The sequence below is a fragment of the Dinoroseobacter shibae DFL 12 = DSM 16493 genome, from assembly GCF_000018145.1.
GTDB classification, from domain to species: domain Bacteria; phylum Pseudomonadota; class Alphaproteobacteria; order Rhodobacterales; family Rhodobacteraceae; genus Dinoroseobacter; species Dinoroseobacter shibae.
In genome coordinates this window covers 106008-126304 of sequence record NC_009957.1, presented here as the reverse complement: position 1 = coordinate 126304, position 20297 = coordinate 106008, and the positions used below count along the sequence as shown (strand labels likewise).

22 protein-coding genes are annotated in these 20297 nt (G+C 59.7%); 6 read left to right on the top strand and 16 right to left on the bottom strand.

The window, feature by feature from the left end; translation table 11 throughout:
- Window positions 1–10 precede the first annotated feature (10 nt).
- Window positions 11–409, bottom strand: coding sequence for a Cu(I)-responsive transcriptional regulator (cueR, locus tag DSHI_RS20450; protein ID WP_007803416.1), 399 nt, complete (start codon window positions 407–409; stop codon window positions 11–13).
- Window positions 410–421: 12 nt separating this feature from the next.
- On the bottom strand, window positions 422–2932 hold the full coding sequence (locus tag DSHI_RS20445) for a heavy metal translocating P-type ATPase (RefSeq protein WP_012187038.1): 2511 nt from the start codon (window positions 2930–2932) through the stop codon (window positions 422–424).
- Between the two features lie 153 nt (window positions 2933–3085).
- Here DSHI_RS20445 and DSHI_RS22040 point away from each other — a divergent pair, with 153 nt between their 5' ends.
- Window positions 3086–3286 (top strand): heavy-metal-associated domain-containing protein, encoded by a 201-nt coding sequence (locus DSHI_RS22040; RefSeq protein ID WP_007803412.1) that lies wholly within the window; start codon window positions 3086–3088, stop codon window positions 3284–3286.
- Window positions 3287–3328: 42 nt separating this feature from the next.
- On the opposite strand, the gene DSHI_RS20440 is transcribed toward DSHI_RS22040, so the two are convergent.
- The 7 genes from DSHI_RS20440 to DSHI_RS20410 form a co-directional block, all read right to left on the bottom strand.
- A complete protein-coding gene (locus DSHI_RS20440; RefSeq protein WP_009807488.1) occupies window positions 3329–4060 on the bottom strand; it encodes a DsbA family protein in 732 nt (243 codons plus the stop codon).
- Between the two features lies 1 nt (window position 4061).
- Window positions 4062–4544: a c-type cytochrome gene (locus DSHI_RS20435; RefSeq protein ID WP_007803408.1), complete on the bottom strand. Its 483-nt coding sequence runs from the start codon at window positions 4542–4544 to the stop codon at window positions 4062–4064.
- Complete coding sequence (locus tag DSHI_RS20430) at window positions 4541–5935, bottom strand: multicopper oxidase family protein (RefSeq protein ID WP_007803406.1); 1395 nt, start codon at window positions 5933–5935, stop codon at window positions 4541–4543. Before DSHI_RS20430 ends, DSHI_RS20435 begins: the two co-directional genes overlap by 4 nt.
- A 43-nt stretch (window positions 5936–5978) precedes the next feature.
- Window positions 5979–6896: a c-type cytochrome gene (locus DSHI_RS20425; protein WP_007803405.1), complete on the bottom strand. Its 918-nt coding sequence runs from the start codon at window positions 6894–6896 to the stop codon at window positions 5979–5981.
- A gap of 2 nt (window positions 6897–6898) precedes the next feature.
- Window positions 6899–7492, bottom strand: coding sequence for a c-type cytochrome (locus DSHI_RS20420; protein WP_007803403.1), 594 nt, complete (start codon window positions 7490–7492; stop codon window positions 6899–6901).
- A 369-nt stretch (window positions 7493–7861) separates the two neighbouring features.
- Window positions 7862–8320: a c-type cytochrome gene (locus DSHI_RS20415; RefSeq protein ID WP_007803401.1), complete on the bottom strand. Its 459-nt coding sequence runs from the start codon at window positions 8318–8320 to the stop codon at window positions 7862–7864.
- A gap of 28 nt (window positions 8321–8348) precedes the next feature.
- A complete protein-coding gene (locus DSHI_RS20410) occupies window positions 8349–8909 on the bottom strand; it encodes a L,D-transpeptidase (protein ID WP_009807486.1) in 561 nt (186 codons plus the stop codon).
- 155 nt (window positions 8910–9064) lie between these two features.
- Here DSHI_RS20410 and DSHI_RS20405 point away from each other — a divergent pair, with 155 nt between their 5' ends.
- Complete coding sequence (locus DSHI_RS20405) at window positions 9065–9367, top strand: DUF2933 domain-containing protein (protein WP_007803398.1); 303 nt, start codon at window positions 9065–9067, stop codon at window positions 9365–9367.
- 283 nt (window positions 9368–9650) lie between these two features.
- Window positions 9651–11780 carry a protein-disulfide reductase DsbD family protein gene (locus tag DSHI_RS20400; protein ID WP_009807485.1) on the top strand — a complete coding sequence of 710 codons (2130 nt, stop codon included), beginning with the start codon at window positions 9651–9653 and terminating at the stop codon, window positions 11778–11780.
- A 28-nt stretch (window positions 11781–11808) separates the two neighbouring features.
- Here DSHI_RS20400 and ccmI read toward each other — a convergent pair whose 3' ends face one another.
- From ccmI to DSHI_RS20365, 7 genes are all read right to left on the bottom strand, one after another.
- Complete coding sequence (gene ccmI, locus DSHI_RS20395) at window positions 11809–12960, bottom strand: c-type cytochrome biogenesis protein CcmI (protein ID WP_008327282.1); 1152 nt, start codon at window positions 12958–12960, stop codon at window positions 11809–11811.
- A complete protein-coding gene (locus tag DSHI_RS20390) occupies window positions 12957–13430 on the bottom strand; it encodes a cytochrome c-type biogenesis protein (protein ID WP_009807484.1) in 474 nt (157 codons plus the stop codon). The genes ccmI and DSHI_RS20390 overlap by 4 nt, the downstream gene beginning before the upstream one ends.
- Window positions 13427–13993, bottom strand: coding sequence for a DsbE family thiol:disulfide interchange protein (locus DSHI_RS20385; RefSeq protein WP_009807483.1), 567 nt, complete (start codon window positions 13991–13993; stop codon window positions 13427–13429). The genes DSHI_RS20390 and DSHI_RS20385 overlap by 4 nt, the downstream gene beginning before the upstream one ends.
- Before the next feature lie 8 nt (window positions 13994–14001).
- On the bottom strand, window positions 14002–16002 hold the full coding sequence (locus DSHI_RS20380; protein WP_012187039.1) for a heme lyase CcmF/NrfE family subunit: 2001 nt from the start codon (window positions 16000–16002) through the stop codon (window positions 14002–14004).
- Between the two features lie 65 nt (window positions 16003–16067).
- Window positions 16068–16373 carry an SHOCT domain-containing protein gene (locus tag DSHI_RS22920; protein WP_222481198.1) on the bottom strand — a complete coding sequence of 102 codons (306 nt, stop codon included), beginning with the start codon at window positions 16371–16373 and terminating at the stop codon, window positions 16068–16070.
- Window positions 16309–17775 carry an ATP-binding protein gene (locus tag DSHI_RS20370; RefSeq protein ID WP_009807480.1) on the bottom strand — a complete coding sequence of 489 codons (1467 nt, stop codon included), beginning with the start codon at window positions 17773–17775 and terminating at the stop codon, window positions 16309–16311. The genes DSHI_RS22920 and DSHI_RS20370 overlap by 65 nt, the downstream gene beginning before the upstream one ends.
- On the bottom strand, window positions 17775–18497 hold the full coding sequence (locus DSHI_RS20365) for a response regulator (protein ID WP_007803380.1): 723 nt from the start codon (window positions 18495–18497) through the stop codon (window positions 17775–17777). The genes DSHI_RS20370 and DSHI_RS20365 overlap by 1 nt, the downstream gene beginning before the upstream one ends.
- Window positions 18498–18685: 188 nt before the next feature.
- On the opposite strand from DSHI_RS20365, the gene DSHI_RS20360 reads away from it, so the two are divergent.
- The 3 genes from DSHI_RS20360 to DSHI_RS20350 all read left to right on the top strand — a co-directional run bounded on the left by DSHI_RS20360 (window position 18686) and on the right by DSHI_RS20350 (window position 20296).
- On the top strand, window positions 18686–19159 hold the full coding sequence (locus DSHI_RS20360; RefSeq protein ID WP_008327269.1) for a rhodanese-like domain-containing protein: 474 nt from the start codon (window positions 18686–18688) through the stop codon (window positions 19157–19159).
- A gap of 88 nt (window positions 19160–19247) precedes the next feature.
- The gene (locus tag DSHI_RS20355; protein ID WP_012187040.1) at window positions 19248–19685 is read left to right on the top strand and encodes an ion channel; all 438 of its coding nucleotides are present in this window, start codon (window positions 19248–19250) and stop codon (window positions 19683–19685) included.
- A gap of 161 nt (window positions 19686–19846) precedes the next feature.
- Window positions 19847–20296, top strand: a complete 450-nt coding sequence (locus DSHI_RS20350; protein ID WP_012187041.1) for a DUF6010 family protein — start codon at window positions 19847–19849, stop codon at window positions 20294–20296.
- Window position 20297: the final 1 nt, after the last annotated feature.

Here is a 20297-nt window from a genome sequence, read left to right as displayed (position 1 = left end):
TTCTTGCCTGTCACTTGGCCAACCGCTCCGGCGACAGATCCTCGATGATGGGGCAGTCGGGCCGGTGATCCCCGGCACATTTTTCCACCAGTTCGGCGAGCGTCGCGCGCATGGATTGCAGTTTCGCGATCTTTTCCTCGATCTGGCGCAGATGGTCTTCCGCAACCGCCTTCACTTGCATGCTTTCGCGGTTTTCATCCTCGTAGAGCGACAGGAGCGTCCTGCAATCTTCGATGGTGAACCCCAAGGCCCGTGCGCGACCCAGAAACGCCAGCTTGTGAATGTGGCTCTCGGTGAACGCGCGGTAGCCGTTCTCGCTACGGTTCGGGCGGATCAGCCCGATGTCCTCGTAGTAGCGGATTGTTTTTGGGGGCACACCCGATTGTCGGGCAACGTCTCCGATGTTCATGTCGAACCTCCGTTATTCTGCTGGAGCAGGAGTGGCGGCTGCCAGCTCTGCCGGGATTGCGCGCTGCTCGTCCATCGCAGGCGCGATGCGCCGCAGCCGCAGGGCATTGGTCAGGACAAACACCGAGGACAACGCCATCGCACCCGCCGCAAGGATTGGTGACAGGAGCAACCCAAAGGCGGGATAAAGCACCCCGGCAGCGACCGGAATAAGTGCCACGTTGTAGGCAAAGGCCCAGAACAGGTTCTGCCGGATGTTGCGCATGGTCCGCCGCGATACTTCGAAGGCGTTCACCACGCCGCGCAAATCGCCCGACATCAGGACGACATCCGCAGATTCGATGGCCACATCGGTGCCGGTTCCAATGGCGATGCCCACATCGGCATGCGCCAGCGCCGGGGCGTCGTTGATCCCGTCGCCGACAAAGGCGATGCGCTTGTTCCCTTGGCGCAAACTGTCGAGCGCCGCAACCTTGCCGTCCGGCAGGACGCCGGCGATGACGTGGTCGATACCGGTTTCGCGGGCGATGGCTTCGGCGGTTTCGCGTTTGTCGCCGGTGATCATCGCAACCGCAAGACCCTTTTCGTGCAGCGCTGCGATGGCTGCGCGGCTTGCCGGTTTGACCGGATCGGCCACGCCGATCACGGCGGCGACACGCCCATCTATGGCAGCGTAAAGCGCCGTGCGACCCTTGCTTGCGATCTTCGTTTCCTCTGGAGCCAATGCCGAGACGTCAATGCCTTCGCGCGCCATGTAGCGGTCGGCCCCAACCAACACCTCCACGTCTTCGACCACGGCGCGCACGCCGTAACCTGTGACCGATTGAAAGCCTTCGGCCGCCACAAGAGGTGCGCCCTCGGCCCGCGCGGCCCGCACGATGGCGTCCGCGACAGGATGCTCGGAGAGCGACTCCACGGCAGCGATCTTCGAGAGCGTTGTTGGGCGATCGAACCCTTCCGCCAGCACAAGGTCAGTCAGTGCGGGTCGCCCCTCGGTCACCGTGCCTGTTTTGTCGAGGGCGACCACATCAACGGAATCAAGTTGCTGCAAGGCGTCACCTTTACGGAACAGGACACCCATTTCCGCAGCACGTCCCGTCCCGACCATGATCGAGGTCGGCGTCGCAAGCCCCATCGCGCAGGGGCACGCGATGATGAGCACCGACACACCGGCGACCAGCGCCATCGTCAGGGCCGGATCAGGCCCGAAAAACAGCCAGACCAGCACGGTCGCCGCCGCGATCGCCATCACGGCAGGCACGAACCACAAGGTGATCCGGTCGACCAATCCCTGGATCGGCAGTTTGGCGCCCTGGGCCTCTTCGACGATGCGAATAATCTGCGCCAGGGTCGTGTCGGCGCCGACCCGCGTGGCGAGGAACTGCAGGCTTCCGGCGCCGTTGACCGTCCCGCCGGTCACCGTATCTCCGGCACCTTTTTCAGCGGGGATCGGCTCGCCTGTCAGCATGCTTTCGTCGACGCGGCTGGTCCCCTCGATGACCTCGCCATCGACCGCGATGCGTTCACCAGGGCGCACGATGACGATGTCACCCTGAACCAGCGCATCGATCTCGATCTCGACGCTTTCTCCGTCCCGCATCACGCGTGCAGTCCGCGCCTGAAGCCCTAATAGCTTCTGGATGGCCGCGCCCGTTCTCCCCTTGGCGCGCGCTTCAAGAAACCGCCCCAGAAGGATCAGAACGACGATGACCGCTGCCGCCTCGAAATAGACGGTGCGCAGCGTGTCAGGCAGGACCGACGGTACGAATGTCGCAACCACGGAATAAAGGTAAGCCGCCCCGGTGCCGACCGCGACGAGGCTGTTCATGTCGGGGGCACCCCGGAACAAGGCCGGGAAACCCTTGGTGTAAAACGTCCGGCCCGGGCCGAAGAGAACGATTGTCGTCAGCACGAACTGAAGAAGCCAACTCGTCTGCTGGCCAATCGTGGTCTCGATCAGCATATGAACGGCCGGAATGACGTGGCCACCCATTTCGATCAGGAAGACCGGCAAGGCGAGGATGGCCGCAAAGGTGACCCGTTTGGCAAGCGCCTGAGCCTCTTCCTCCTTGCGCGCAACTCTGTCGTCACCGGCCTGGGCCGTTGCCACGGTTGCTGGATACCCTGCCGCGCCGCTTGATTCGATCAGATCGGATGTCGTGACAAGACCTTCGACGTAAACGACCGTCGCCGTCTCTGAGGCGAGGTTGACGTTCACCTCGACCACCCCGGGCACCGCGGCAAGCGCCTTATCGACCCGCCCGACGCAAGAGGCACAGGACATCGCTGCAATCGTGAGTTCGGCCCTGGCCTTCCGCGCGGGGTAGCCCAGCTCGCGAAGGGATTCGATGATGTCGGGAATGCGCTTGAGCGCGTCCACGCTCATGCGAGCAGTTTCCGAGGCAAGGTTCACCGACACATCCTCTACGCCGTCGATTGCATTCAATGCGCGATCGACCCTGCCAACGCAGGACGCGCATGACATGCCTTCGATCGGCAGGCTGATCTGTTTGGGTTCGGGCATATGTGTCACCTGTTTTTCCATTCGAAGTGGAATATGAGGCTTCCAGTTACTGGAGGGTCAATGGGAGGGCGCCAAATAAATTTCTTCACTTGACCTTCCAGCGGGGGGGAAGCCCCATGTCACCGATAGAAATCAGATCAAGGAGTGGTTCCGATGAAGTTCAGCGTTCCGGACATGAGCTGTGGGCATTGCACCGCAGCAATCGAAAGCGCGGTGAAGAGCGCAGATCCGAATGCAGGCGTAGAATGTGACCTTTCTGCCCGACAGGTGCATGTCGACAGCGTGTTACCAGCCGATCAGGTCCAAGCGATCATTCGGGATGCGGGCTACAACGTGGAACCTGCGGCCGCTTGATGCAGTGCCTGGACCACCCAAGGGTGGTCCGGGCACAGAATTTCAGTCTTCGACTTTGCGGGCTTCCTCGACCAAGTCGGCAAGCTGCGCCTTTTCGACGAAGCCCGGGACCAGCGCATCCCCGATCACGAAAGACGGCGTGCCGTTAAAGCCCAGAGCTTGGGTCAGTTGCATGGAGGTCGCAATGTGCTCTTCGACCTCGGGGGCCTCCATGTCCTTGCGCAACTGCGCGATATCCAGGCCGATCTCCTCGGCCACGCGCAGCACGGAGGCCTCTTCCGCGCGGCCTTCCAGCCCCATCATTGCCCAGTGAAACTCTTCGTATTTGTCCTGCTTGCGCGCTGCCAAGGCCGCTTTCGCGGCAAACACCGATCCGTCTCCGAGAATGGGCCATTCACGATAGACGAGGCGAATGTTGGGATCGTCTTCGATCAAAGCCCGCACCTCGGGTTTGACCCGCCGACAATAGGGACAGTTGTAGTCGAAAAATTCCACAACAGTGACGTCCCCTTCCAGGTTGCCGAGAACCGGCGCATTCGGATCGTTCTCGATCAGATCGCGCTGGTCATTCAGAACTTGGGCCTGACTGAGCTCCTGCGCTTGCGCCTGCCTTTGTTCGAGGATCGCCACGGCCTCCATGACAATCTCCGGGTTCTCGCGGATTGCCTCGAGCACAAGTTCCTTGACCCGGGACTCTGACAGTTCGTCCGCGAGTGCCGGTATCGGAAGCAAGGCAGCTATCGCGACCGTCGTGAAGGCTTGTCTGAAACGCATTTTAGTTCTCTCCCCGTTGTTCGTCGGCTTCTGTCCGCGCGGCCTGGACTTCGCGGATGCGGTCTGGCCAGGTGGACCGGATGAAGGCCAGGATGTTGTGAATTTGCTGGTCGGTCAGCACGTCTGCGAAACCGGGCATGCCACTGTCGAATTCGACGCCCTGACGCGCCAGAAGCGCCGCACCCCCCAGTTTTGTGTAATCGAAGAGCAGGCTGTCAGGATGATGCCAGGTGTGACCCGTCTCATCATGTGGTGGTGCTGGCAGGCGCCCATCCGCGCCGGGCGTTCGCCATTCCGGCTGGCCTTCCAGACCCGCGCCATGACAAGACGCACAGTTTTCTGCGTAGAGCAACGCGCCTTCTTCGATGTCGTAGCTCTCCGCCCTGGACGCGCTGCCGACATCCGAGGATGCACTGGTCGAGAGCCAATACGTGAAGGCGGCTGCTGCGACAGTGATCGGAAGGGACCAAACGAGATATCTCATGTGACCCGTATCCAGGTTGTCATGCCAGATGCGGCGTGGCTGAGCATGTGGCAATGGAACAGCCACTTGCCGGGATTGTCTGCCGTAAAGGCGATCTCCCGGGACTCGTTGCCGGCCAACAGGATCGTGTCCCGCATCGGCCCGAACGCGCCGTCGGGGCGCAGCTCGCGGAAATGCATCCCGTGCAGGTGCATCGCATGTGGGAAAACGGTCTGGTTCTCGATCTTCAGGCGCACCGGCTCGTTCAGGGATAGATCGGCCAGTGGCGTGTAGGTCATTTCGGCGACATCATTCAGGGCCCAGAATTTGCCCGCTTGGGCAAGCTGACGGAATCCAAGACGTTCCCCGCCAAGCAATGCGGACTGCATTCGCCCCATTGCCCCGCCGGACATGACCAGTCGCAAATCACGCGCATCGGCAAGGTCCGGGGCGTGTGCCGCGGGGTTCGGCGGCAACGGCAGTGGCTTGCCTCTTGGTACTGAACTGGCTGTGCCGTTGACCAGAAAACTCACCAACGGGGTCAGTTGATCATCATCGCCGATGCGAAGCAATTGGGCGGTGCCGCCTTCGTCTTCGGTCACATCCACAATTAAGTCGACGCGCTGTGCCGGGCCGAGGATCAACTCGCCGTCAACCGACTGGGGTTGGCCGGTTGGCATTCCATCCACGGCCACCGTCCAGCCACTGAATCCAGAGAGCCTCAGCGGGAAAATTCGAGCGCTTGCTGCGTTGATGATCCGCAAGCGAATGCGCTCGTTGCGCTGCGCGGGCAAGGTCAGGTCATAGCGCCCGTTGGTCGTGATAAAGTTGCCGGTACGTCCACCGTGGCTCATCATCATGGGCTGTTCGAAATTGTCGAACAGCTGCCCGCTCTCAGGGTCGAGCAACCAGTCCTCCAGAACGATGACTTCCTCGCGGTCGATGTCCGGTCCATCGACCTCTTCGACGATCAAGGCACCGCGCAGACCACGCGCGACTTGCTCGTATGAGCGATTATGCGCGTGATACCAATAGGTGCCCGCGTCCGGTACGACGAAGTCGTAGTCAAAGGTTCCACCCGGCGCTACGGCCTCTTGGGTCAGCCCTGAAACGCCATCCATCGCGTTGTCGATCCGGATTCCGTGCCAGTGAACCGAACTGGGATCGGGTACCTCGTTGCGAAACCTGCGACGCACCCGATCGCCTTGTGTGACCCTGATTTCCGGGGCCGGAACGAGGCCGTCATAGCCCCAGATCTCTGTTTCCGGGTAGGTGTCCGGAAGAAGCTGTCGACGTGCAACCTTGGCAATCAGGTCCTCGAACGGGGTCGCGGCAAAAGCCGACTGCGGGATGGCCGCCGCGCAGGCCGCCAGTGTTGCATGGCGCAAGAAATCCCGACGTGTTTGTCTCATTTCGATCCTCGAGAAAGCGGGGGCGTGTTGCCCCCGCGTGGTGTTAGTTCGACGCGGGGTTCTCCGCCTCGACCGTGTCCTTGTTCAGCAGGAAAAGCGCCATCGCTTCGCGATCGGCAGGTGTCAGAAACCGAGTTCCCTCGCGAACCACTTCCGCCATGCTGCCGCCGAAAGCATCGCCCGAAGGGGTGATGCCGGTCTGGAGCGCATAAGCGAGGTTTGAAACCGTCCAGTCATTTTTGACCAGGTCTTTTGGCCGTATCGCGGGGGCCTTGCTGCCACCGGGAAGCTGGGCGTTGCCTGCAAAGGAAGCACCGATATCGCGGCCTCCCGCAAGATTGCGCGGCGTATGGCAGGCTCCGCAATGTGCCGCACCGCGCACCAATTCCCGTCCTCGATTCCATGCGTCGCTTCGCCCTTCAATCGGTTCGGTATCCGGATCGTAGAAGAACGCCGCTCGCCAGAGCTTCAGCCCCCATCGTTGGTCGAATGGGAAGCTGACATCATTTTCTGGTGCAGGCTCGTCCACGGGCGGCACGGTTTGAAACGCCGCCCAGAGGTCAGCGATATCCTGATCAGAAAAATCCGCATAGAAGGTGTACGGGAAAGACGGATAGTACGGCGTTCCATCGGGGCCGATGCCTTGCCGCACGGCTTTTGCGAACTGTTCTGCCGTCCATTCGCCCATGCCATGTTCCGGGTCTGTCGTCAGGTTGGGCGGGTAGAACGTTCCGAACGGGGTTTCGAGCGGCGCCCCTCCGGCAAGTGGTGCGCCGCCCGCTTCAAAATTGGTATGACAGGCAATGCACCCACTGGCGCGCGCCAGATATGCGCCCCGGTCGACATTGCCCTCTATTGCAATCGGAGTCACTGCACTGCCGACAGGCCATGCAATCACGACGCCGAGGCTGGCCGCGCCCAGCACGGCGGCCCCGCTGACGAGTGTCAAGAACCGGCGCATGGTCAGTCTTCTTCCGCCCGGAAGCGTTCATGGCATGCGGAACAGACCTGGGTCGTCATCGCGAATGCTGCGTCGGCGGGCATTTCGGCAATGGCGGCCGCATCCATCATGTCGCCTCGGCCCATCATCGTGCTCCCGCCCATCATGGTTGTATCGCCTCCCATCATTGACCCGCCGCCCATCATCGAGGCGCCATCCATGGAGGTATTGCCGCTCATGCCGCCCAATCCATTGTCGGCTGCGCGTTCCAGGCCCTCAGAGTATTCTTCCAGCTGACTTGCCAATGCCGCGAAGCGCTCCCAGTCGGTCCACACCTCGTCCTTGGCTTCCGAGGGCATGCCCCCTGTGCCCTCTGGGAACAGCTTTGTCATGCTCTCACCGGCGTGCTGCTGGAACAGGCGCGCGGCATCGCGCACTGTTTCTGCGTCATAGGCCGTTTCGCCCCGCATCATCGGGGCCACGGTCTTGACCGCCTTCCCCATTGCAAGCATGGCATCCATGCGCTCTTTCACGATGCCGGTGGCACCGCTATGCGCGAATGCCGTGACCGCAGTACCTGCAATCAACACTGCCGCTACGATAGTCGTCTTTTTCATGTCTTCGATCCTTCTTTGGGTCTGCTTTTCGAGCGATGTGAAATCAGACCCACCGTCGGGGCGGTGGAGGATCGCTGATCGGGCGCAATTCGGTTCGTTGGATCGCGCCGTCTTGCATGACGGCTTTCAGAAAAGAAGGCTCGTACGCCATGTTCGGCTGAAGCAATAACGCTGCCGGGACAGAACAATCGAGGCCTGGATGGCAGTGGCCAGAGGCCTCGGTCGATGGCCCTGCGTCTTCGTGACCATGGTATTCCTGCCCCAACGACGTTTCACCATGATATACCGGCGCCTCTGGCACCCCGAGTACTACAAGGAAAAGGCCGAAAACGGCCGACAGAATCCATCGGTTCGTCTTCGACCAACGCATCAGTTGATCCCGTTGGCCCGCTGCAATTCGCGGACATAGGCGGCCACCATCTTGACGTCTCCTTGGGTCAATCCCTCGATCTTAGGCATATTACCGAAATTCCAGTGATGTGCACGGACGCCGTTTTGAGCTGCCAGAACAAAAGCCATGTCCGAATGGTGGCTCGGTTCGTAGATCTTGTGCACGAGAGGCGGCGCAACACCGTTGCGACCGGCGGCATTTTCGCCGTGACACTCGGAACATTTTGCCTCGAATATGTTCTTCCCAAGCGCCGCCTGCTGCGAGAGTGCGTCAGGCAGCTGGACCTGGACGATCGGATCGCCTTCGGCAATCTCGCTTGTGTCAGGTGGCGTCATGGAGTGGCCAACCGCTAAATCTTCGGCTCCAACGAACTGCCAAACGGCAAAACCCCCGCCGATAACAAAAACGGCACCAATCAGCGCAGTTAATTTGTCCATGCCTGTATCTTCCGCCTTGCCCGTTGGGTCAGATGAGTTTGACTTGAGTGCCGACAGGCGCTCGCTCGTAGACTTCCTCGATCTGTTCGTTGAACAAACCGATGCAGCCGTTTGACGACCGGCGGCCGATCTTGCGCGTGTCCTGTGTCCCGTGAATACGGTAGTACTGCCACGACAGGTACAGTGCGCGAGTACCCAAGGGGTTGTCCGGATCACCCCCCTCGATACGTGCCGGCCATTCCGGATTGCGTTCCCGCATGGAGGGCGTCGGCGCCCAACTGGGGTTTTTGCGTTTTTCCACCACTTCAGTGTAACCGCGTTTGGTGAGTTCGTCGGTCAGCGGAACGGATGTCGGGTAAATCCGCATCTCGCCGTCCGCTGTCCAGTGCTGTAGCGCCATCGTCACGGTGTCTGAGATGATGATCCCTTTGCCGAGCGTGTCGAAATGGTCTTGCCAGTCATGAACTCGGAAAGAAGAAATGTTGCGGCGAATGGTTTCGGCTCGAACCACGCTTGGTGCAACCAAAGCGACAGCCGCATACCCCAACAGGCTTCGTCGATTGATCTTGTTGTTTCGCGATGTCGTCATGACACACTCCTAGCCTACGGTTTGTACATGTCTTTTACGGGAGACCCGGCATCAGGCAACCTGACAAGGCCGCGAGAAGTGTATCCATTTGTATCCTTGACCTTACCCTGCTGGAGGGTCGCAAATGACGCCAGGAACGAGACAAAGAGGGTGTCATGGACGACGAAAATCCCAAGAATAAGCCGATTACAGACAAGCTCATGCATTACGGAATGATGGCGTGTTGCATTGTGATGCTGTTGCCCGTGATCGGTTTTTTTCTCGCTGGCGGAACGCTTGCGGGTATGTGGGGCAATGCATCGGCTTTCGCCCCGCTCCTGTTGTGCGTTGGAGCGCATCTTGTGATGCATAGATTCATGGGGAAATCGTGCCATTCCGACAAGGCAAACGATACTATCGAGGAAGCGCCCGAGCCCATAAGTTCCGTGATTCCTAGCGTCGCCCGCAACAGGCAGTGATGTGCGAGGGAAAGCAAAGGTATTCGTATTGCTGTTGATGGTTACATTACTTGGAGGTTGCGCGGGAAGCCTTGCAGACTGCCTAGATCTGAAGGCTATCGTGTCCACGAAGCAAGCGTCAGACCTTCTGCCGGATGGGTGTCGAACCCTTTCATCTTCTGCGACTGGCGTTGCGCGAATTGTCTGTGCGGACGGTCGTCAGGGTTTTGCCACAGGTGGACTTTGACGCAATTTCCGCCGTCCTGGCGAAATCTGCGGAAAATATGGGAAGGAAGCAGGTATCTTGATCGATTGCCTTTTGATCCTGCGACGGGTTTTGCTTATTCCCTTCGTGCTCCTGGCCGTTGTCTCTGGAAGTGTCGCGGCAGCAACCTCTGCTGAATACCAGAGCGCGCCACTCACCGCGCATCTCATTAGTGTACAGGACGGCGTTCCCGAGAACACACAGACTCTGTCAGCCGGGCTTCACCTTCAACTGAACGAAAACTGGAAGACCTATTGGCGGTCGGCGGGCGAGGTGGGAATACCGCCTTCGGTCGAATGGAGCGGTTCCGAAAACGTCGCAGATGTCGAATTCATGTGGCCCGCCCCGACGCGCTTCACCGCCTTCGGCATCGAAAATTTTGGTTATGCGGGTGAAGTCGTCTTTCCGCTGCGCATAACGCTCAAAGATCCCGGCGCACCTGTGACTCTTTCCGCGCAGGTCAAACTGCTGGTGTGCTCCAATGTCTGTGTCCCGGAAGAGTTTGACCTGTCACTTCGCCTCGGACGGGGCAACGTCATCGACAGCACTTCGGCTGGGCTGATCGGTACGTTTTCCGAGCGCGTCCCCGAAGGGGCCAAGACGAGCGGCGTCAGCGAGGCAAATGCCTTCATCGACGAAGACCTCACGGAGTTGATCGTCAGCCTTCGCGTCGATGAACCACTCCAGTCGCCGGATGTGTTTCCCGAACTGGGTATGGGTGTTGCGCTTGGCAAACCCGATATCCGTTTGGGAGAAGAGGATCGTTTGCTTTGGGCGCGCTTGCCGATCCTCTCGTCGAATACGGATGTGACAGTGGCTCCGTCGATTACCGTCACCGACGGCGAGAACCGGGCCTTCACGATCATCGCGGATCGCGTGGCGCAAGGAATAGCACCACCCTTTGAACTGGCCGCCACGACACCGGACATGATGGAACTGATCTGGATTGCCGCGATCGCGCTGCTGGGCGGATTGATCCTGAATGTGATGCCCTGCGTGCTGCCGGTGCTGTCCATCAAGGTGTCGTCTGTGCTCAAACACACCGATCACGACACAACCCGTGTCCGGTTCGGTTTCGTCGCTGCCAGCGCCGGCATCATGACGTTCATGTGGGGTCTGGCGCTCGTCCTCTGGGCGCTCCAGACGGCAGGCCTCAGCGTCGGGTGGGGTTTGCAGTTTCAAAGCCCGCTGTTTCTTGCGGCGATGATCGCTGTCCTGCTCGTCTTTTCGGCAAATCTGTTCGGAGCGTTCGAGTTCGCCCTTCCACACGGCATGCAGACGCGGCTTGCAGGGGCCGGAGGACGCAACGGGTATTCCGCCGACTTTTTCACTGGCATGTTCGGTGCCGTCATGGCGACGCCTTGTTCGGCACCGTTCCTCGGCACCGCGGTGGCCTTTGCTTTGGCCGGGCGTGGCGTGGACATCCTCATCGTCTTTACGAGCCTCGGGCTCGGCCTCGCCCTGCCCTATCTCGTCATCGCCGCGTTCCCGCGTCTGGTCGCATTCATGCCCAAGCCTGGTCGATGGATGCTGATCATCAAAAGCGTCATGGGGGTTTTGTTGCTTGCAACCGCCGTGTGGCTGTTCTGGGTGCTCGACGGTGTCGCCGGGCTTGCGTCTGTCATCGCGGTCGCGGCGTTGTCCGGTCTCGCCGTTCTGATACTATCTCTCCCGAATGTGCAGTCCCAATTCAGGTGGTCTATTGCCATAGCCAGCCTTGTCCTGGCCATTGCCGCAGGTCCTCTCTTGCAGCAATCAGCACCTGCGCGTTCGACGCCGCAGTTGGCAATGGCTTGGATCGCATTTGATCGTTCGGAAATAGCGAAACGCGTGTCCGCAGGAGAGGTCGTTTTTGTCGATGTGACCGCTGACTGGTGTCTGACTTGCAAAGCGAACAAGACACTTATCATCGATCGGGAGCCAGTCCGGAGCGCGCTTGAAGCGCCTGGAGTCACGGCGATGCAGGCAGATTGGACACGCCCGGACACGCGCATTTCCCGCTACCTTGAGAGTTTCGGCAGATACGGCATCCCCTTCAATGCCGTCTACGGACCATCGGCACCGAACGGCATTGTGCTGTCCGAATTGCTAAAAACCGAGGACGTGATGAACGCCTTGGCGCAAGCCAGTGGTCGGGATGTTTCCGCAAAGGTTGCCGGACAGGAGTGACCTGCTCGACCGGGACACCGAGCAGTAGTCAGCCGCCGAGCCGCTCAAGCGCGGCACGGACCGCCGCACGCCGAGGATCACTGGCGGGCTGCTGCTCCAACAGCGCTTCAGCCTTGCGGTAGGCCTCAACGGCGCGATCGGGCTCCTGAAGGACGGTATAGGCATTTGCCAGCCGCATCCAACCATCCAGATCGTCCGGTTCATCCTCAAGACGCTCGGCCAGCCGCGAGACCATCGATCGGATGAACTCCGCGCGATCCGCGTCATTCATCTCCGACGCCGCCGCGACATCTGCGGCACTCGGGCCTGGTTGCGACGTCGGCCCGCTGGGTAGATTGACGACCGGAAGGTCAGCTGCCGCTGCAATCCGGTTGATCTGCGCTGCATAGGTCTCCATCCAGGGAACGTAAGCCTCTTCCTGATTCAGTCGTGAAACAAGCAGATCGTAGGCCTTACGCGTCTCTTCTTGCTGAAAGTAATACAGAGACTCGAAGTAGGTTGCCGCAGGATTGGATGGGTCAAGGTCCAAAGCGCGATCAATGGCCAATTTCGCCCGTGGAATAACAACGCCGTCATTGGCAACCGCGACAGCCTCTGCCAGCATGGAGAATGTCGCGGAGGTGGCATCCTCCCGTTCGGCAACGACTTCGAAGGCTTCGACGGCATCGGCTGCTCTGCCCATGCGCTGATAGGTCTGGCCCAACAGCATCCACCCTTCGCTAGGGCCGCCGGTCGGATCGGATACAAGCCTTTCGCGAAGTTGTATTGCCAGCGCCGTCACTTCATCAGTCTGTGCCCGCTCCTCTGCACGGGCAGCGAAGGCCATTGAAGGAACCTCCGGCGATCCCATCGTCAGATAGTAGCCCGCGGCAATAACCGGCGCGAGGACCGCCGCGACAACGAGAGTGACTCTGCCACCATTACGGGATGATCCGGCTTTTTCTTCCGAATTGCGGGTCGTCGCGAGGATCCGTTTCTTGATCTCGAGTCTGGCCGCTTGAGCTTCCTGTTCAGAAATCAAACCGCGGTCCATGTCTCGTTGGATTTCCCGCATCTGATCGGCGAGGATCGCCGGTACCGCATCCCCTCTGGTGAGAGTGTTCGATTTGGACAGCAGCAGCGGGTAGAGGACAATTCCGATTGCGACCAGCGTCAAAAGAACGAAAATACCCCAGATCATGACGCATCCCCCGCTTCGTTTTGCCTGAGAATTTCGGACACGGTGTTCTCATCCTCCGAGCCCAAGTCTTCAAATGCCTCTTGCTTTCGCCGACTCATCAGTAGCCCGCCACCAACGAAAACCCCGATCAGAACGAAAGCGATCGGAGCGAACCAAAGCGCGTAGGTCGCAGGCTCCAGAGGCGGTTTCAGCAGCACGTAATCCCCGTACCGCGCCCGTATGTATTCGATCACCTCCGCGTCGCTGTCTCCAACGACCAGGCGCTCGCGTACGAGCAGACGCAAGTCCCGCGCCACACCCGCGTTCGAACTGTCGATGTCCTGGTTCTGACAGACGACGCATCGTAGATCCTTGGAAATCTCCCGCGCACGCTGTTCCAATACCGGGTCGGTCAGCATTTCGTCCGGTTCCACCGCATTGGCGGCAAAGGGAAGGAGCCCGATGCAAAACGCGAAAATCAACTGTCTCATGAACCTGCTCCATTTGGCAGTGCGCCTGCCTGCTTCAGGGCTTGCGTGAACCGTTCGACGGCGTCCGGACCCACGACCGGCCCGACATAGCGAAACAAAACGGTGCCATCGCTATCGACGATGAAGGTTTCCGGCACGCCCGACAGGCCCCATTCGATCCCGGTCCGGCCCGACAGGTCGGACCCGATCCGCTCGTAGGGATTGCCGAGGTCATTGAGCCACTTCACGGCATCCTCAGGTTTGTCTTTGTAGTTTATTCCGAACAACCGCATGCCGTCTCGTTCGACAAATCTTGTCAACACGGCATGTTCCGCGCGGCAGGGCACGCACCAGGACGCAAAGACATTGACCACGACCGGTCGTTCGTTGCCGACAAGATCGCTTCGGGCCAGGCCGGGTGTCTCCAACCCCGGCACGGGATCGAGGTCGAACGCCGGGGCCGGTTGCGAGATCAGGACGGAAGGGATCTCGTTGGGATCCCGGTCGGGATTGAGCCCCCAGAGAAAAAACCCACCGAATATGACCGCCGCAATAAACGGCAGCCCGGCAATGAGACGTTTCATCTTCTCTCCTACTCGGCAGGAACGGCATCGGTGGCTGGCTGTTTGGCACGGCGCGGCGCCCCGACCCTCAAACGGCGATCCGACAAGGACAAACAGCCACCGATCACCAGCAGGATCGAGCCGATCCAGATCAGGTTGACGAGCGGTTCATAAAGGATCCGAAGGGTCCATGCTCCGGCGTTGTTCACTTGATCGGAGGCTGGCGTTGCAATCGACGTATAGAGATCACCCGCCAATGTGGAGCGGATGGCCGACTCCGTCGTCTGGCTTTCCGCGACCGGGTAATACCGCCGTTCCGGGAAAAGTGTCGTGACCAATTCGCCATCCCGACGCACCACAAGGGTGCCGCGATCCGCGATGTAGTTCGGCCCTTGAACCTTTGCGGCCCCTTCGAAGGTGATGTCGAACCCGGCGATCGTGACTTCGGTCCCGGGGGCGGCAAAGACGATCTCCTCACTCTTCCATCCGGTCGAGCCGATCATCCCCATCATCAACACAGCGACGCCGGCATGGGCAAGCGTCATACCGTGAGAGGCGCGTGGCAGGTTGCGCACGCGTCTCGCGCTCTCTGCAAGGGAAACCTCGAACAGACGGATGCGTAGCGCCCATTCCCGCAGGGTCGCAAAAAGCAGCCACGCTGCGCCGAGGATGGCAAGATAGGCCATGATCGGCCCACCGTTCAGAAGATACCATGCGGCCAAGGCTGCAATGACCGCCAGCACGGCCACGAATTGGATGCGATCGAGCAAACCGGCGATATCAGCCCGCTTCCACGACAGGAATGGACCAAGACCCATGAACACGACCAGTGCCAGCATCATCGGAATGAAGGCCGCGTTGAAGAAAGGTGGACCGACCGAGATCTTGTCCCCGGTGACAGCCTCCAGGATCAGTGGATAAAGCGTCCCGAACAGGACCGTTCCCGTAGCGGCGGCCAGAATGAGGTTGTTCACGAGCAGCCCGGCCTCGCGGCTGATCGGGCGAAACAGACCACCCGGCTCCATTTCGGGCGCCCGCCAGGCGTAGAGCGCCAGCGACCCACCGATGGACACGGCCAGCAGACCCAGAATGTAAAGCCCGCGCTCTGGATCGACGGCGAAGGCATGCACGGATGTAAGCAGGCCTGACCGGACGATGAACGTCCCGAGCAGCGAAAGCGAGAAAGTCAGGATGGCAAGTAGGATGGTCCAGCTTTTGAACGCGTCGCGCTTTTCGGTGACGATGGCGGAATGCAGCAGCGCCGTGCCCAGAAGCCAGGGCATGAAGCTCACGTTCTCGACCGGGTCCCAGAACCACCAGCCGCCCCAGCCCAGTTCATAATAGGCCCACCACGATCCAAGAGCGATACCTGCCGTAAGGCTGACCCACGCGGCCAATGTCCACGGGCGGACCCATCTGGCCCAGGCCGGATCGACGCGCCCTTCCAGAAGAGCCGCAACGGCAAAGGAAAACACGATGGAGAAGCCGACATACCCGAAATACAAGAGCGGCGGGTGCATGGCGAGACCCATGTCCTGAAGCAACGGGTTGAGGTCATTGCCGTCGAGCGGCGGCGGAAACACCCGCTCGAAGGGGTTCGACGTCAGCAGCAGGAAGGACAGGAAGCCGACGCTGATCCACGCCTGCACCGACAAGGTGCGCGCCTTGGTCTCGGCGGGGATGTTCGATCCGAACCAGGCGACGCCCGCGCCGAACACCGCGAGTATCAGGATCCAGAGCAGCAGCGAACCCTCATGGCTGCCCCAGGTCCCGGCCACCTTGTAGAGCATTGGCTTGAGCGAATGGGAGTTCTCGACGACGTTCCTGACGGTAAAATCGCTGACGATGAAAGCCTGCATCAGCGCTGCGAAGGCGATGGCCACAAACAGCACTTGTCCTATTGCCGTCGCCTGGGCGGATTTCATCCAGACGGCATTTCTACGCGACGCACCTGCAATCGGTAGAACACTCTGAACAAGCGCAAGCGCCAGTGCGAGGGCCAGTGCGAAGTGACCAATTTCCGGGACCATGGCGTTCTTTCCTATTCAGCGTCGGTGGGCGTCGCGTCGGACGGCTTTGGCGTCCGCGGCGGGGTCTATTCGTCGAGCGTTGCTTTGCGGCGACGGAACTCTTCTTCGTCGATTTCCCCATTTGCAAAGCGGCGCCTGAGCGCTTCCTGCGCGTCCGAGTCCGGGGGACGGGTGCCATTGTCCCGCAGCCTGAACACCAGAAACACCACCAATGCGATCAGCGCACCCCAGAAGGCGAGCATCATGAAGCCGCCCATAAAGCCATAGCCACTGCCCCACATGTGCCCCGTCCAGGAGCCTGGTCCATCAGCCTGCGCCATGCTGGCGGGCAAGCTGGCCAGCAACGGCAGGATCAACGCGTTCAGTTTCATCTGTTTCTCCTTCGATCAGTTCGGTTTCATCCAACGGGATGGTGACAACAGCGCGCAAACCCGCGCTGTTCTGATTGACCAGCTGGATATCGCCGCCATGGGATTGGACGATTGTCCTCGCGATTGAGAGCCCAAGCCCATAACCGCCCGTTTCCAGAGACCTCGATTGCTCGAGGCGATAGAACGGATCGAAGACCTTTTCCAACTGGTCGACGGGAATGCCGGGCCCATTGTCATCGATGTTGAGTACGAGGTTCGAACCGTGGGTCGCCCAGCTGACTTTTGCGGCACCACCGTAGCGAACGGCGTTCTCAAGCAAGTTCCTCAGTGCCCTTCGGAACGCGTTGGGTCGAAGCCGCACGGCAACATCATCACTCGGGGCAAAGGTGCAGTGTGCCGCCATATCGCTGCACAAGCTGTCCAGAAAATTGCGCAGATCGACCACTTCGGCACCTTCGGATCCGGTAAGGCCGCGTGCAAAGGTGAGCGTCGCTTCGACCATACTCTGCATCTCTTCGACCGATGCGATGAGGCTGTCCCGCGTCTCTTCTTCGTCAACCAGCTCCGCGCGGACACGCATGGCAGTCAACGGCGAGCGTAAATCGTGGCCAAGGGCTGCGAGCATACGTGTACGATCACTGACAAACCGGGTCAGCCGTCGTTGCATGCGGTTGAATGCGACGGTCAGATCTCTGACCTCGGTCGGCCCTGTGACCGCCAATTCGCCCACATCTTCGCCCCGGCCAAGATGGTCCGCGGCCTTCGACAGGTGCCGCAAAGGACGCGTCAGGCGCGTCATTACAAACCAGAAGATCGCCACCAGAAGCAGTCCGGCGGAAATCCCGAAGGTCAGCATCGAATAGAAAGGCCATTGGATCGGCGGTCGCTCGAACCGCGTTCCGACATTCAGCCAACGCGCTCCCTTGATGGCGATGGACAGGTTCATTTCAACCGCTGTCAACTCTCCGCGCATCATCGCGAGATGCATTTCTGTCATCTCGTCCGAGAGATTGGGAAGAGGCCGCAACTCGCCCTCGACCTCGTGCAATTCAACGCGAATATCCCGGCTGTAGCTGTCATCCATCAGGGCGCGTATGCGCGCTTCCACGATGCCGCCGTCCGAATGACCGGTGTGATCCACGATCGGAGCGTCCGACAGATCGAACCGGATCAGAGGCGAATTTGCCGCGCGAAGGATCGAGTCCTGCAGATCCAGCGGGGCCTCTTCGATCAACCGCGCGACATTCGCTGCGCGACCCGCGGCCTCGAATCCTAAAGCTGCACGGATCGCAAGGCTGCGCTCGTCGGCGAACAGGAACAGGCTGATCACCTGGGCCACGACAAGTGCCGCGACCACAAGCAGGATCAATTGGCCGCTCAGAGATCTCATCGCACGGCGCATCACGGCGCATCCTCGACATCGGCAGCCAGACAGTATCCGCCGTTCCGCACCGTTTTGATGACACTGGGCCTAAGTACATCCGGCTCGATTTTGCGGCGGAGACGGCTGATCTGATTGTCGATGGTGCGATCCATCGGGCCTGCCGTCCGACCAGCGGTCAGGTCAAGCAACTGGTCACGGCTGAGCACCATCCTCGCGCGTTCCAGCAGGACCGCCAGCAATTTGAACTCGGAGGTCGTCAATGGGGTCTCGGTGGTGGACTCGTCAATCAGCACCTGCCGGTCGGTATCCAGTATCCAGTGCGCAAAAGAGACTTTCCTCCCAGCGAGGCTTCCGGCCACAGGTTCGTCGCGGTTGCTTCTCCGAAGAACCGACTTGATGCGGGCGAGCAGTTCTCGTGGATTGAACGGCTTGGCGAGATAATCGTCCGCACCGATTTCCAGACCCACGATCCGATCCGTTTCCTCACCAAGCGCCGTCAGCATGATGATCGGAAGATCACCCTCTGGCGCAAGTCTGCGGCAAACCGACAAACCGTCCTCGCCCGGCATCATGACATCGAGCACGAGGAGGTCGAAGTGACCAGTGGCCAGCTTGGCATCCATCTCCACGGCATCCCTGGCGACGGTCGTGCGCATTCCGTTCTTCTCCAGGAAGCGCGCGACGCTTTCGCGTATCTGAGCGTGGTCGTCCACGATAAGGATATGAGGTGGCGGTCCCATGGCGTCCTTCCTAGATCATCGTTGCATTCTGTTTCATGGGCAGAATTGTAGCCGTTTGTATCAGGTCAGTCCCTTGCTACAGATGGATACAAATCTGTGCCTGCACCGTGTCGTGCTCCCGGGTAGCGTCGCGCGTATGTTATGTGACCTTTGGGATCGCAACCGATCAAAGGATGAGGTTTTCGAATATGGCTCTTGATTTGAACCGGCGCCGTTTCGTTCTGGGTGCTCATATGACGGTGCTGACCGTCGCGGCGTCACCGCTGTTGGCGCAGAGCCGATCTGTCTGGTCGGCAGAGAATGCCTTTGACGCGCTTCTATCGGATACGGCGCGGATCATCGATGTCAGAACGCACAAAGAGTGGCAAGAAACCGGCGTAGGTGCTGGTGTATGGCCGATAAGCATGCACGCGTCCGGTTTTCCGGACCGATTGTTCAGGGCCAAGGAACTGAGCGGTGATCGCACTGTTGGACTGATCTGCGCCACTGGCGGACGCTCCGCATCGCTGCTTCGAGCGTTGAGACAAGCTGGTTATTCGGGCTACGCCGATATCTCGGAAGGGATGTTGGGATCAGGCGAAGGGCCTGGCTGGATCGCATCGAACTTGCCGACCGTTCCGGTGGATGTCGCCCTGAACGGGTTGCCCCCCGCGTTGGCCTGACCAGTGAAGAATCAATTGGTCCCGTTGTGCTAAAAGCCTGATGTATGGTCAAATTGACCTGTTTGAACAGGAAGACGGGTTTGGGTGTATGACCGAGTTGATGGCTATGTTTGTCGGAATATGCGCGGCGATCGTGATGGGAATTGTCCATCATTATGCGTTGTCGGGCATTCTGAAGTTTTCCCCGCAGCGGTCGGATGGCTCCGGCTTTCGGATCATCCTGACGTTTTCCGCGTTGCTGTTGCTGCACGTATTGGAACTTGTGACGCTCGCCGTGTTCAACACGATGGTGGTGGCAAGCGTTCTGCCGCAATCGTTCAGCAACAGCCCGCCGATGTTTCAGGATGTTCTCTATGTTACGGGCATCTCGTTCTCGACCCTTGGCTATTCGTCCATAGAGGTGGTCGGGCCCTTTCGACTGTTGCTGATGCTGCAATCGCTTTTGGGCTTCATGTTGCTGACCTGGTCAGCGACGTTTCTTTACTCAGCCTGCCAGCAAGTCTGGCAGAAGGCGAAAGATGACTGAAAATCGCCACGCGCGTCGGACATGAGCTTGGCGTCAGCGTCAAATACGTCCTGATATCGGTCCTTTGACCTCACCGTGGAACGGTTGAGTGAGCGCTGCGTTGCGCGCGTGGATGAATAGCCCTTGACCTTCCAGTTGCTGGAATCCCTAGGTACAAAGCCATGGCACAGATTTTCGAAAAGACAGGCGATCACGTATCGCACCATCGACACGGGGATATCTTGAAATCTCCCGTATGGGTTGGTGTGTTGTTTGTCTTGCTCACAATGCCGGCTCACCTGTTTTTGGATGAAAAGAGCTCGATAGCTCTTGCTTCGATCACGCTTGCTTTGATTGGCGGTGCCTATATCGGCTTTGGCGCCGCGGACGGCAGAGCGCGCGTGTTCTGGGCAGAGCTCGCCGTCGCCCTTTTGTTCGGCTCGGCAGCCTTTTTGGGGCTGATATGGCATTGGGCTTTCCTTCCCTTGGGCTTGGCCCTGCACGCCCTTTGGGACATGTCACACCACAATTCTTATCGTCTCGCCCGGATTCCGAACTGGTATATTCCATTCTGCGTGGCCTTTGACCTTTTGGCAGCGACGTTCTTCGTTCTGCTCTATGCCGTGTTTTGAT

Excerpts from the sequence above, each read along its gene's own strand:
- cueR (WP_007803416.1), bottom strand. The coding sequence starts at position 409 with ATGAACATCGGAGACGTTGCCCGACAATCGGGTGTGCCCCCAAAAACA.
- DSHI_RS20445 (WP_012187038.1), bottom strand. The coding sequence starts at position 2,932 with ATGCCCGAACCCAAACAGATCAGCCTGCCGATCGAAGGCATGTCATGC.
- DSHI_RS22040 (WP_007803412.1), top strand. The coding sequence starts at position 3,086 with ATGAAGTTCAGCGTTCCGGACATGAGCTGTGGGCATTGCACCGCAGCA.
- DSHI_RS20440 (WP_009807488.1), bottom strand. The coding sequence starts at position 4,060 with ATGCGTTTCAGACAAGCCTTCACGACGGTCGCGATAGCTGCCTTGCTT.
- DSHI_RS20435 (WP_007803408.1), bottom strand. The coding sequence starts at position 4,544 with ATGAGATATCTCGTTTGGTCCCTTCCGATCACTGTCGCAGCAGCCGCC.
- DSHI_RS20430 (WP_007803406.1), bottom strand. The coding sequence starts at position 5,935 with ATGAGACAAACACGTCGGGATTTCTTGCGCCATGCAACACTGGCGGCC.
- DSHI_RS20425 (WP_007803405.1), bottom strand. The coding sequence starts at position 6,896 with ATGCGCCGGTTCTTGACACTCGTCAGCGGGGCCGCCGTGCTGGGCGCG.
- DSHI_RS20420 (WP_007803403.1), bottom strand. The coding sequence starts at position 7,492 with ATGAAAAAGACGACTATCGTAGCGGCAGTGTTGATTGCAGGTACTGCG.
- DSHI_RS20415 (WP_007803401.1), bottom strand. The coding sequence starts at position 8,320 with ATGGACAAATTAACTGCGCTGATTGGTGCCGTTTTTGTTATCGGCGGG.
- DSHI_RS20410 (WP_009807486.1), bottom strand. The coding sequence starts at position 8,909 with ATGACGACATCGCGAAACAACAAGATCAATCGACGAAGCCTGTTGGGG.
- DSHI_RS20405 (WP_007803398.1), top strand. The coding sequence starts at position 9,065 with ATGGACGACGAAAATCCCAAGAATAAGCCGATTACAGACAAGCTCATG.
- ccmI (WP_008327282.1), bottom strand. The coding sequence starts at position 12,960 with ATGATCTGGGGTATTTTCGTTCTTTTGACGCTGGTCGCAATCGGAATT.
- DSHI_RS20390 (WP_009807484.1), bottom strand. The coding sequence starts at position 13,430 with ATGAGACAGTTGATTTTCGCGTTTTGCATCGGGCTCCTTCCCTTTGCC.
- DSHI_RS20385 (WP_009807483.1), bottom strand. The coding sequence starts at position 13,993 with ATGAAACGTCTCATTGCCGGGCTGCCGTTTATTGCGGCGGTCATATTC.
- DSHI_RS20380 (WP_012187039.1), bottom strand. The coding sequence starts at position 16,002 with ATGGTCCCGGAAATTGGTCACTTCGCACTGGCCCTCGCACTGGCGCTT.
- DSHI_RS22920 (WP_222481198.1), bottom strand. The coding sequence starts at position 16,373 with ATGAAACTGAACGCGTTGATCCTGCCGTTGCTGGCCAGCTTGCCCGCC.
- DSHI_RS20370 (WP_009807480.1), bottom strand. The coding sequence starts at position 17,775 with ATGCGCCGTGCGATGAGATCTCTGAGCGGCCAATTGATCCTGCTTGTG.
- DSHI_RS20365 (WP_007803380.1), bottom strand. The coding sequence starts at position 18,497 with ATGGGACCGCCACCTCATATCCTTATCGTGGACGACCACGCTCAGATA.
- DSHI_RS20360 (WP_008327269.1), top strand. The coding sequence starts at position 18,686 with ATGGCTCTTGATTTGAACCGGCGCCGTTTCGTTCTGGGTGCTCATATG.
- DSHI_RS20355 (WP_012187040.1), top strand. The coding sequence starts at position 19,248 with ATGACCGAGTTGATGGCTATGTTTGTCGGAATATGCGCGGCGATCGTG.
- DSHI_RS20350 (WP_012187041.1), top strand. The coding sequence starts at position 19,847 with ATGGCACAGATTTTCGAAAAGACAGGCGATCACGTATCGCACCATCGA.